Below are 12,089 nucleotides of genomic sequence, written 5' to 3' on the forward strand. Positions count from 1 at the left end.
CTCCATGAAAAATACTTTGCTCCTGCTTCCATTATCCGTGTTGCTTTTTTCCTGCGGCAGCAAACCTGCGGAAAAAACCACGGCTGTCAACACCGAAATTATCCCGGTGAAAGTAATGCCACTGGCCAGACAGGGCGCTGCCGGCGTCATCAACGCCTCCGGTCAGTTTACCACCGATGATGAAGTAGATCTGTCTTTCAAAACAAACGGTATCATCAATAATATCCTCGTGAAAGAAGGCGATGCCGTAAGAACCGGGCAGGTACTGGCTACGCTCCACCTGACTGAAATAGATGCACAGGTACAGCAGGCGCAGCTGGGCTACGAAAAAGCGCAACGCGACTACCAGCGCACGCTCAACCTGCACAATGACAGCGTAGCTACCCTGGAACAGCTGCAGAACAGCAAAACCGCACTGGAACTGGCCCGGCAGCAACTCAGCACCGCACAGTTCAACCGCAGCTATTCCGCCATCCGTGCCACCAAAGACGGCTACGTACTCCACAAGCTCGCCAGCGCCGGCCAATACATCACCTCCGGCACACCCGTATTACAGATCAACGGCGCCCGCAACGCACACTGGATGCTACGTATAGGCGTTACCGATAAAGAATGGGCACAGGTGAAAACAGGCGATAAAGCTACCATCGAAACGGCCGCCCTGCCCGGCAGCGACCTCACAGGCATGGTTACACGTAAAGCAGAAGGTATCGATGCCGCCAGCGGCACCTTTATCATAGATGTACAGCTGCAGGGAGAAAAGCCCGCTGCCATTGCCACCGGTATGTTCGGCAGGTGCCGCATCACCACCGGCGGCGCCGGCAGCGGATCCGCCTGGAGCATTCCCTACGCCGCCCTGCTCGACGGCAACGGCGCCAGCGGATACGTATTCATCACCAACGATAACAAAACCGCACATAAAATTCCGGTGACCATCGCCGGCATGGAAAAAGACAACGTCATCATCAGCGAAGGCATGGAACACGCAGCTGCACTCATCATCTCCGGCTCCGCCTACCTGAAGGATCAATCTCCCATCCGTATCATCCAATAATTTCCAGTATCATGAAAATATCCGGTTATGCCGTTAAAAACTACCAGTTCACCCTGGTAATCTTCCTGATGATCATTGTGCTCGGCATCACAACCATCCTCAATATGCCACGCTCCGAAGACCCTGAAATGAGGGCCCCGCAGTTCTCCGTCGTGGTGATATACCCCGGCACCAGCCCGAAAGACATGGAAGACCTTGTGGTAGATCCGCTGGAGAAAGAAGTCTACGGACTTGATGATATCAAACACGTTCGTACCGCTATCAACGACGGCGTAGCCGTTATGCAGGTGGAATACAAATACAGCTCCGATGTAGACCAGAAATACCAGGAACTGGTGAGAGAAGTCAACAATAAGAAAAAAGACCTGCCGGCAGACATCTACAGCATAGAAGTAAAGAAACAGGAACCTTCTGACGTAAATGTACTGCAGACAGCCCTGATCTCAGAAAATGCGCCCAGGGAAAAGCTCCGTTACTATGCAGAAAAACTGCAGGAAGACCTGGAGAAAATTCCCAGCCTGAAAAATGTAAAGATCCACGGCCTTCCGGAACAACAGGTACGCGTGGAACTGGAACTGGATAAAATGGCACAGCTGCATCTGCCGGTCAACACCGTTATCAGCGCCGTACAGAGTGAAATGGCCAACATTCCCGGTGGCAGCATCGATGCCGGCGAAAGGAGCTTCAACATCAAAACCAGCGGCAATTATCAGTCTATCGAAGAAATCAGTAACACCATTGTCACCGCTGCCAACGGCAAAAATATCTTCCTGAAAGACATTGCCCGCATATACTACGGCTTTGAAGACGAGAAGTATTTTGCCCGCCTGAACAGCCACCGCAGCGTATCTGTATCAGCGGCACAGAAAACCGGGGAAAACATCAGTAAAACACAGCAACAGTACCTGCCTGTCATCGAGAAGTTCAAAAAAACACTGCCGGCCAATATCGACCTGGTACAGTACTTTGATCAGGCAGAAGCGGTAAACAGCCGCCTGGGCGGCCTTGGCAAGGACTTTCTCATTGCCATCCTGCTGGTAGCGTTTACACTGTTACCATTAGGACAACGGCCGGCGCTGATTGTGATGATCTCCATCCCGCTTTCGCTCTCCATTGGTATTGTGCTGTTACAGCTGTTCGGCTACAACCTCAATCAGCTCAGCATTGTAGGATTGGTAGTAGCGCTCGGCCTCCTGGTAGATGACAGCATTGTGGTGATAGAAAACATAGAACGCTGGATGCTGGAAGGACACAGCCGCATGCAAGCCACGCTGAAAGCCACCTCCCAGATAGGCATGGCTGTTGTAGGCTGCACCGCCGCACTCATCATCGCCTTCATGCCAATTGTATTCTTACCGGAAGGCAGCGGTGACTTCATACGCAGCATGCCGCTGGCAGTCATCTTCAGCGTACTGGCATCCATGGCGGTTTCACTGACCATCATCCCTTTCCTCGCCAGCCGCCTGCTGAAAGAACATACCGGCAACCCGGAGGGCAACTTCTTCATGCGATTGCTCAAAAAGCTGATCCATGGCAGCTATGCGCGCCTGCTGGACAAAGCGCTGATGCGCCCGGTACTGACCATCATCGTATCCCTGGTATTGTTCGGCGGATCGCTGGTACTGATGAAAATCGTTGGATTCGGGCTGTTCCCCGCATCTGAAAAGCCGCAGTTCCTCATCAATATCATTGCACCACCACAGTCAAACCTGCAATACACCAACAACATCGTAGAAAAAATTGAAGCGCAGCTGCAGCAGGAAAAAAGTATAAAATACTATGCCAGCAATATTGGCAAAGGCAATCCCCGTATATATTACAACGAAGTACAGGAAAATGAACGCAGCGACTATGCGCAGATATTTGTGCAGCTGGACCCGCATACCAATCCTTCAGCCAAAATTGCGCTGATAGAAAAGCTGCGGCAGAAGTGGACGCCTTTCCCCGGCGCGAAAGTAGAGGTGAAAAATTTTGAGCAGGGCCCTCCGGTGACCGCCCCCGTAGAAGTCAGGATCTTCGGCGATAATCTGGACAGCCTCCGCACCCTTGCTTCCAATGTGGAAAAAATGCTGGAGAAAACACCCGGTACTATCTACATCAACAACCCGGTAAGTAACCTGAAATCAGATGTACGTGTAGCCATTGATAAGGAAAAGGCACAGCAGCTGGGTATTCCGACCGCCAACATTGACAGGGCCGTTCGTTTAGCCATTGCCGGTATCAACCTCGGTAAATACAATGATAAAAATGATAACGACTACGATGTGCTGCTTACCAAACAGAAAAACGGCAAGCCCACGATGGATGTCTTCAACGATCTCTTTATCAACAACGGCCAGGGCACTGCCATTCCGCTGTCGCAGGTAGCCTCCCTGCAGCTGGAGACTTCTCCCCTCAGTATCCATCACCAGGAAAAAAACAGGGTGGTATCTGTCGGCGCCTTCGTAAAGAAAGGATTCCTGACAGACCGTGTCATCACGGAAGTAATCAGGCAAATGGATGCCATGAAACTCCCCGCCGGATACACTTATGAGATGGGTGGTGAAGTGGAGAGCCGCAACAACTCCTTCGGTGGATTTATGAGCATCATCATCGTTACCATCTTCCTGTTCATCGCTGTACTGGTACTGGAATTTAAAACATTCAAAAGTACGCTGATCGTACTTTCCGTAATACCATTAGGCATTGTGGGCGCGGCGGCCGGCCTGTGGCTGACCGGCAACTCCCTCTCCTTCATGGCGGTAATAGGTCTGATAGCCCTGGCGGGTATAGAAGTAAAGAACACCATCCTGCTGGTAGACTTCACCAACCAGTTGCGCATGCAGGGTAAACCGCTGGACGAAGCGATCCGCGAAGCCGGCGAAGTAAGATTCCTGCCTATCGTACTCACCTCGCTCACTGCCATCGGCGGCCTGATACCCATCGCGATTTCCTCCAACCCGATGATTGCCCCACTGGCCATCGTCCTGATTGGCGGCCTGATAAGCTCTACCCTGCTCTCCCGTGTGGTTACGCCGGTGATCTACAAAATGATACCACCCAGAATTGAACTGCCCGACCCGGAAGATACGCCGGAAGCCAACAGGGAAGTAAGGTCCGTAAATGGTCATTCTCAATTAGCGATGAGTAATTCATAATTCTTCCTTATTTTTAGGACTGATTGTCAATCATCACAACCATTCCTTTTGAAAATTTGATCTTATGAAAAGAAACATCCTGGCATTTTTTGCGATACTGCTGACAGTATGCTTCAGTGTACAGTCAGCACAGGCACAGCTGAAACGCTTCAGCATCGGACCTTATGTAGAAGCGGGCTTCCCTACCGGCGACTTCAGCAACTCCCACAAAACCGGCTATGGCCTGGGTCTGGGAGCGGACGTAAAGCTGGTGGCAGGTTTAACAGCCGTGGGTTCCATTGGCTTCATGTATTTCAACGGCAAATCAATGGACATAGGTAACGGCGTCTTTGCAGACATCCCTTCCGCCAAAGTAATTCCGTTCAGACTCGGTCTGAAATACAAACTGATCAGCCTCCTGTACGTAAAAGTGGAAGGTGGTACCGCCCAATTCACCGGCGACTACAACAACGGCACCGGCGCCCTGTTTGCACCGGGAATAGGTATCCGTTTCCTCGGCCTGGATGTTCAAGCAAAATATGAAGCCTGGTTTAAAGACGGCACGCATGGATTCTGGGGACTGAAAGCAGGCTATAACTTTTAAAATAATTACGAATTACGAATTGCGAATTACGAATGCAGAAGCGGAGATTTAATCGAAGAGAAAGGAAGACATTTAATCCTTCATCCTATTCATCTTCGATTAAATCTCCGCTTCTGCATTCGTAATTCGCAATTCGTAATTCGTAATTATTTAAAAAATGGTACAAAACCTCCCTGCACACACCCCGGCACCGGAATCAGGTTATCTCCGCTCTGATCTACGTCCGGAAGAGCGGTGATCTGCCGGTACCAGGTTTTCTTTACGGAGGGATCTATGGCGGCCAGTTCTATAAGTACATGGTAGCCGCCTCTTGTTTCCAGGATAGTCAGGCAGGACGGATTGATATAGCTGCTGATAGTTTCCAGGATGGCCGGATCTTTACGGTCTACGTCAATATCCATATAGTATTTGTTGCTGCAGGATTTTTGTATTTCGCTCATCACCTCCTGATGAGGATTTTTTGTCAGCTGTTGCTGACGGATGTTTTCCGCAAATGTTACCAGGGAAGCAAATGTTGCCTTCCACAGATCGCGGGGATTGATGCTGATATAGAGTGCCAGCGCCTCCTGCGGGACAGGTTGCCCGTTGTGCCGGTAAGTTCCTGCCGCACATTCCAGTTGTTTTATTTTATCCAGCATATCTTCCTTCCGGCTCGTAAACCGCTTCAGTTGCTGTTTATCGGCTTTCATTGTATGCATGGTTCCCTGCAGGTATTTGGAACGCGCCAGCAGACAGAGATAATATTGTTCATGTTCGTTGCACTCAGGCAACCAGTTGATGAAATGTTGTAAGGCGGTTTCGTTGGCGATAATCTGGTAATTCATTTGTTGGCTTTGAATTACGAATGATGAATGATGAATGGCGAGTTAAGCGCGAAGATTTAAGCGGATAAATAATTGAATATCCGCTTAAATCTTCGCGCTTAACTCGCCATTCATCATTCGTAATTCGTAATTATTTAAATCATTCGTAATTATTTAAAAAAACTCCGCTTCCCACGTTCTCTCAAACTGCTCTCCCGGCGACAGCCTGTTAATGCCTTCTTTTTCATTCAGGTTGCCGGTAGCGGATACATTGTCTGCTATACCACACCAGGGTTCTATGCAAACGAAATCGCCGTTTTTGGCGGCCCAGATGCCCATATAGGGAAATCCCTCAAAGGAGATGGCCAGGCCATGCGGGGTTTTATTGCTTTTAATGCTGATGGCGGAAGAGGCCAGGTTTTTAAATACCAGGGCATCTTCGAGGAACAGGGATTTGTGCAGGGGTAATTCCTGCGTATCCTGCAGCATAGGTATGGGTGTCAGCTCTATCTGCCCGGCGGCGGATAAAGGGTAACGGCCTGTATTCTCCTTTCTGTTGAAATGAAGATAATAATCTTCATAGGAGGTTCCTTCTACCAGCGGTATACGGAATGCGGGGTGGCCGCCGACAGAGAAGAGCAGTTCCTTATCACCAGTATTTTCCACGATGTAGGTTACCTTCAGCTGGCTGTCCTGTAAGGTATAGCGCACATGAAAGGCAAAGCGGAAAGGGTATACCTTACGGGTAGCCTCGTTATCCGTTAAGGTGAACGTGATATGCGTATCTCTCTGTTCTGTAACCGTAAACACCTGGTCGCGGGCGAAACCGTGTCTGCCCAGCGTATATTCATGCCCGTTATATGTGTAGGTATTGTTTTTCAGTCCGCCTACAATAGGGAACAGTACCGGGCTTTTCTTTCCCCATACGGCGGGGTCGGCGCCCCACATATAGTCCAGTCCGGAGTCATTGTGAACAATATGCTGCAATTCTGCGCCTGCAGCCGCTATTGTAATGGTAAGCCGGTCATTTGAAATTTTCATACGGATGCTTTATAGAAAGTTAAAGATAAAAAAATACGAATTAGGAACAGCGTCTTTACCTTTGCGGGGTATCTAACGATTAAAATTATGGAGTCATTAAAAGGAAAGAAAGCGCTGATCACCGGCGGTGGTAAAGGAATCGGACGTGCCATAGCTATTGCGCTGGCAAAAGAAGGCGTGGATATTGCCCTGATGGGGCGCAGCGCAGGCGCACTGGAAGAGGTAGCCGCCGAAGTGAAGGCCCTGGGCGTAAAAGCGGCCTTTGCAGTAGCTGACGTAGCTTCCCTGGAAGCAGTAAATGCAGCAGCCATCACCCTGGAAAAGGAAACAGGCCCTATTGACATACTCATCAACAATGCCGGTATAGCCGCTTTCGGTGGATTTATGGATCTTACCCCGGCACAGTTTGAAGATATCATCAAGGTAAACCTGCTGGGCGTATATTATGTAACCCGCGCCATACTTCCTTCTATGATAGAACGGAAGACCGGAGACATCATCAACATCTCCTCTACGGCCGGACAACGCGGTGCGCCTGTCACCAGCGCCTACAGCGCCTCCAAATTCGGTCTGCTGGGCCTGACGGAATCCCTGATGCTGGAAGTAAGAAAACATAACATCCGGGTAAGTGCCTTCGCTCCCAGCACTATCGCTACCGATATGGCCAAAAACCTCAACCTCACCGATGGCAACCCGGAAAAAGTAATGCAGCCGGAAGACATCGCGGAAATCGTAGTATCTCAGCTGAAGCTGAACAGAAGGATTGTGGTGAAGTCAGCGGAGTTGTGGTCGACGAACCCATAAGAAGTGAATTACGAATTACGAATTGCGAATTACGAATGTAGAAGCGAAGATTAAAACGAAGATTAATTTACTTCTTCGCTTATATCTTCGCTTCTACATTCGTAATTCGCAATTCGTAATTCGCAATTCTTAATTCGTAATTCACTTTAAACCCGAAAGCCACCCTGCCACATAACTCAGTATTTCCTTCCGGTTGGTTTCATTATGCATTTCGTGGTAGTCGCCGGGCCATTCCTTGTAGGTCAGGAGGCTGGCCGGGGCTTTTTGGGCGAAGAGGCGGGAACCATCGACGGAGGTGAATGCATCTTCGTCGCCGTGGATAAGCAGGGAGCGGGTCTGGAGGTCCGAAGCGTGTTCCAGGCACCATAGGCCGTTCCGGATCATATCGTTGACCAGGCGGAAGCTCATTTTATCGTGGCGCAGGGGGTGATGCCTGAATTTCTCTACTTCTTCCGGGTCATGAGAGATTTTATTGATGTCAAGTCCCTGATTGATGCGGACATTGGGCGCGACAGCGCTGAGCACCCGCAGCACTCCTCTCAGAAAGGCGCCGGGACGTTTGGCTACAATCAGCGCCGGCGCAGATATAACGGCTGCCTGTACGGGAGGCTTTCTCCGGAGCAGCAGGCCGGTCAGCACCCCACCTCCCATGCTGTGGCCATACATGACCACCGGCTTTTTGTACAGCTCCTGTACATGCGTCAGGAAATCAGAGAGGTAATCGAACATATATTCAAATCCGGGGGTCAGGCCCCGTTTACCATCACTTTTGCCATGCCCGTAGTGATCGATGCCGGTAACCGCAAATCCCTGTGCCTGGAAGAAAGCAGCCACCTGATCGTAGCGGCTGATATCTTCTCCGATACCATGAATGATAATCATAACCCTGCTGAAGTTGTCAGGAATCCAACTGATCCCGTGAAAGCGGGCATTGCAGGCTGACCAGTAAAATTCGTTCATAATAACGAATATAACCATTTATCCTCATGCAAAATTCCTGACGGGAATGCTGCTGATTTTATATTTTTGCGTCCTTATCAACAAATCTAAATTTTCCCAATGAGCAAGAATGGAACCGGATCGCCGGTGTACAGTATACCCCTTAGTTTCCGGAAGATGGAGAACATGCACATTGTTTTCTGGCTGCTGAAAGATATCAGCTGGTGTATGATCTGGAAGCCGCTGGGCGTTGCCATGATCTTCCCCACCCTGATTATATCCATCGTCATTGCCTGGCGCACGCGGCAATTCATGTCTGAGCTATGCCATAACGTAGCTATCTCCGTCTGGATCAGCGCCAATTCCTACTGGATGATCAGCGAATTTTTCCATTTCGACGAACACCACATCTGGGGCGGCATTACGTATAAACATCTTGCATTAATCCCGTTTATCACCGGTCTGCTGATACTGATGTATTTTTACCTATGGTGGCAGCCGAGGAATAAGGAGGAAACGGAGATTATTGAGGCGTAAGTAAGAATTGCGAATTACGAATTGCGAATTACGAATGAGGAGCGAAGACATTAGCGGATAAAGAATTTACTTCTTTGCTTATGTCTTCGCTCCTCATTCATAATTCGTAATTCGCAATTCGCAATTCCCGTTAAATCGCGTCTGATAACGACGTAAACGTAAAATCCCTCAGTTTCATTGGCGGGATCATAGCATTACCGTTGCTTTCGCCGCTGACTGTGCGTTCGGGGATGCCGAGGGCTTCCACGTTGTTGAGCATGATAACGGGGCTTTCGTTGAAGCGGAGGTTTTTAACCGGGTATTTGATTTCACCGTTTTCGATGTAGAAAGTTCCGTCGCGGGTAAGGCCGGTGTAAAGCAGTGTCTGCGGGTCCACGGAGCGGATGTACCAGAGGCGGGTCACGAGGATGCCTTTCTCTGTGGATTTGATGAGTTCATCCAGGGTAGCGGTACCGCCGGTCATGATGAAGGCGTCCGGTCCGGGGATGGCTTTCACTTTATTTTTCTGTGCCCAGTAGCGGGAATAATACATGTTTTTGATGGCGCCTTTGTCTACCCAGGTAATTTTCTCCTGGGGTCTGCCATCCTGGTTGTAGAAGGAGGTAGGCATTTCGGGGTGCCATGGATCGGAGTAGATGGTAACGGCTTCGTCCATCAGTTTTTCTCCGAGTTTGGTTTTGCCGCCGCCTTTGCTCAGGAAGCTGCGGCCTTCTTCGGCGCTGCGGGCATCGAGGTTGTTGACCAGGTTTTCTATCAGTACGATAGCCGCGGCTGGTTCCAGGATAACGGTATACTTACCTGGCTCGATGGCTTTGGCATTTTTGGAGCCGGCTGCTTTGCGGGCTGCGCTGGAGGTGAGTTTATCTACATCCAGCCTGGTAACATCGTTGTATGCTTTGGAGGCATATCCGGAGCCAAGTCCGTCTTCCGTGCGCAGGGTGATGCTGAAGCTGATGCCGGTAGAGCTGTTATAGGCAAAAAGGCCTTTGGAATTCATCATGCTGGCGAATCCCTGGTTGTTCTCCAGGTAGCCTGCAGCTACGAGGTTATTTTTCTTGGTGATAGACAGGCTTTTCTCCACTATATCCGCGCGGAATTTAGGGTCAACGGCGGCTGTCTTATCGTTGAATGAGGCAGATGGCTTTTCGTATTGCTGCGGGCCTAAAAACGGTACGTATTCCGGATTTTCGGGAGCCAGGCGGGCCAGCTCCTCTGCCCTTCTCACCACTTTTTCGAGGGAGGCGTCATCGTATTCATTGATGGTAGCGGTACCCAGCCTTTTTCCGAAGGCGGCAGATACAATCAGGCTGCCGGTGTTATTGGCGCCGCTGGTAGATACTGCGTTGCGGGCATAGCGGAGGTTGCCGCTATTGCTGGCGAAGATGATTACCTCGCATTCATCGGCTTTGCTGTAGGCAAGCACTTTTTTCAATAATGCCTGCGCTTCCTGCTGATTAAGTATCGGCATATATTAAATTTTTCTGGCTGTATTAATAACATTTACTCCGTTGAAACGCGCAGTGGCAGAGCCGTGTGATACGGCGCTCACTTGTTCGGGCTGGCCTTTTCCATCAAAATAGGAGCCGCCCAGGCGGTAGTCGCGCTGATCCGCAATAGCCTTGCAGGAATTCCAGAACTCCTGGGTATTGCTCTGGTAGGCCACATCGTTGAGCATACCAACGATTTCACCATTTTTGATTTCGTAGTAGAGCTGTCCGCCGAACTGGAAGTTATAGCGTTGCTGATCGATGGAGAAGGAGCCGTTGCCGACGATAAAGATGCCCTTTTCCACGTTTTTGATCATCTCTGCAGGCGTCAGCTTAGCTGTACCCGGCTGCAGGGATACGTTGGGCATACGCTGGAACTGTACGTCAGACCAGCTTTGTGAGTAGCAGCATCCCTGCGATTGTTTCAGGCCGATGATGTGCGCCTGATCGCGGATAGCCTGGTAGTTCACCAGCACACCGTCTTTAATCAGGTCCCATTTCTGGGTAGCCACGCCTTCGTCGTCATAGCCTACAGCGCCCAGGGAGCCGGGTTGTGTTTTATCTGCCACAATATTTACCAGCGGGCTGCCGAACTGGAATTTTTTGGATTCCCACTTATCCAGGGTGAGGAAGCTGGTGCCGGCGAAGTTGGCCTCATAGCCCAGTACGCGGTCCAGTTCCGTCGGGTGGCCTACGGATTCATGGATGGTCAGCCACAGGTGGGAAGGATCCAGGATCAGGTCATATTTACCCGGTTCTACGGATTTGGCTTTCAGTTTCTCTGTTGCCTGCGTAGCCGCCTGACGGGCATCTTCCAGCATATCATAACGGTCACGGTACAACGTAGTTACGCCTCTGATTTTATCGGATTCGCGTGGCATAAGATATTCATACCCCATACCGCGCGGAGCGCTCAGCGCATCGCGGGTAACGAACTTGCCGGTGGCGGCATCGATTTTGGTCACGGTAAACGTTGGCCAGATACGGTGTACATCCTGATCGATGTAAGAACCGTCGGAGCTGGCGAAATACTTCTGTTCATTCACCAGGAACAGGAAGGAGCCTACGTAATTAGCGCCGCCTTTCAGGGCTGCGTCGCTGACAGACAACAGCAGGTCTGCTTTTTCTTTCAGCGGTACATCGAAAGCATTTTTTTCGATAGGCGCTTTCCAGCTCACCTCTCCGTAACCCTTTTGCGGGGCAAGTTCTACAGGAGTAGTAATAAGGCGGGAGTTCTCCTTCGCGATAGATACTGCCAGCGCTGCCGTACGGGCAATACTGTCCTTATCCATCTGATCTGTGGAAGCAAAGCCCCAGCAGCCGTTGGCCAGTACACGTATACCAATACCATAGGATTCGGTATTGATTACGTTCTCCACTTTTTCTTCTCTGGTGATAATAAACTGATTCAGGTAGCGGCCTATCCGTACATCGGTGTACGTGGCACCCTTGCTGCGGGCGGCATTCAGCGCCACGTCAGCCAGTTCTTTTTTCTTTGCGGTGTCGATTGTGTACCAGGGGGTATCAACAGGGATCGCTTTCCCTATTAAGGGCAACTGGGCAAGTAGTCCTGCGCCCAGCCCCATTCCTGCGTAGTGGAGGAAGTCTCTTCTTTTCATGGAGCGAATGGGTGTTTTTTGGGAATTACGAATTATGAATTATGAATTATGAGTTAGCGCGAAGATATATGCGAACACGATTATT

Annotated in this window: 10 protein-coding genes; 5 read left to right on the forward strand and 5 right to left on the reverse strand. The window is 50.2% G+C overall.

Features of this window, described 5'->3' with window-relative positions; translation table 11 throughout:
• Positions 1 to 4: 4 nt before the first annotated feature.
• From GWG06_RS29150 to GWG06_RS29160, 3 genes are all read left to right on the forward strand, one after another.
• Complete coding sequence (locus GWG06_RS29150) at positions 5 to 1,054, forward strand: efflux RND transporter periplasmic adaptor subunit (protein ID WP_160718017.1); 1,050 nt, start codon at positions 5 to 7, stop codon at positions 1,052 to 1,054.
• Between the two features lie 11 nt (positions 1,055 to 1,065).
• A complete protein-coding gene (locus tag GWG06_RS29155) occupies positions 1,066 to 4,191 on the forward strand; it encodes an efflux RND transporter permease subunit (protein ID WP_127039333.1) in 3,126 nt (1,041 codons plus the stop codon).
• A 64-nt stretch (positions 4,192 to 4,255) separates the two neighbouring features.
• Positions 4,256 to 4,774 (forward strand): hypothetical protein, encoded by a 519-nt coding sequence (locus GWG06_RS29160; RefSeq protein WP_235938590.1) that lies wholly within the window; start codon positions 4,256 to 4,258, stop codon positions 4,772 to 4,774.
• Positions 4,775 to 4,920: 146 nt separating this feature from the next.
• Here GWG06_RS29160 and GWG06_RS29165 read toward each other — a convergent pair whose 3' ends face one another.
• Positions 4,921 to 5,598, reverse strand: coding sequence for a hypothetical protein (locus GWG06_RS29165; RefSeq protein WP_160718018.1), 678 nt, complete (start codon positions 5,596 to 5,598; stop codon positions 4,921 to 4,923).
• 153 nt (positions 5,599 to 5,751) lie between these two features.
• The gene (locus GWG06_RS29170) at positions 5,752 to 6,618 is read right to left on the reverse strand and encodes an aldose 1-epimerase family protein (RefSeq protein ID WP_160718019.1); all 867 of its coding nucleotides are present in this window, start codon (positions 6,616 to 6,618) and stop codon (positions 5,752 to 5,754) included.
• Between the two features lie 87 nt (positions 6,619 to 6,705).
• On the opposite strand from GWG06_RS29170, the gene GWG06_RS29175 reads away from it, so the two are divergent.
• Complete coding sequence (locus GWG06_RS29175; protein WP_160718020.1) at positions 6,706 to 7,422, forward strand: 3-ketoacyl-ACP reductase; 717 nt, start codon at positions 6,706 to 6,708, stop codon at positions 7,420 to 7,422.
• A gap of 141 nt (positions 7,423 to 7,563) precedes the next feature.
• On the opposite strand, the gene GWG06_RS29180 is transcribed toward GWG06_RS29175, so the two are convergent.
• Positions 7,564 to 8,382, reverse strand: a complete 819-nt coding sequence (locus GWG06_RS29180) for an alpha/beta hydrolase (RefSeq protein WP_160718021.1) — start codon at positions 8,380 to 8,382, stop codon at positions 7,564 to 7,566.
• 99 nt (positions 8,383 to 8,481) lie between these two features.
• On the opposite strand from GWG06_RS29180, the gene GWG06_RS29185 reads away from it, so the two are divergent.
• Complete coding sequence (locus GWG06_RS29185) at positions 8,482 to 8,898, forward strand: hypothetical protein (RefSeq protein WP_235938591.1); 417 nt, start codon at positions 8,482 to 8,484, stop codon at positions 8,896 to 8,898.
• Between the two features lie 130 nt (positions 8,899 to 9,028).
• On the opposite strand, the gene GWG06_RS29190 is transcribed toward GWG06_RS29185, so the two are convergent.
• Together GWG06_RS29190 and GWG06_RS29195 are read right to left on the reverse strand one after the other, a co-directional pair.
• Positions 9,029 to 10,366 (reverse strand): TldD/PmbA family protein, encoded by a 1,338-nt coding sequence (locus GWG06_RS29190; protein ID WP_127039952.1) that lies wholly within the window; start codon positions 10,364 to 10,366, stop codon positions 9,029 to 9,031.
• A gap of 3 nt (positions 10,367 to 10,369) precedes the next feature.
• Positions 10,370 to 12,004: a TldD/PmbA family protein gene (locus GWG06_RS29195; RefSeq protein ID WP_202183154.1), complete on the reverse strand. Its 1,635-nt coding sequence runs from the start codon at positions 12,002 to 12,004 to the stop codon at positions 10,370 to 10,372.
• Positions 12,005 to 12,089: the final 85 nt, after the last annotated feature.

The sequence above is a fragment of the Chitinophaga solisilvae genome, assembly GCF_009928525.1.
Lineage (GTDB): Bacteria > Bacteroidota > Bacteroidia > Chitinophagales > Chitinophagaceae > Chitinophaga > Chitinophaga solisilvae.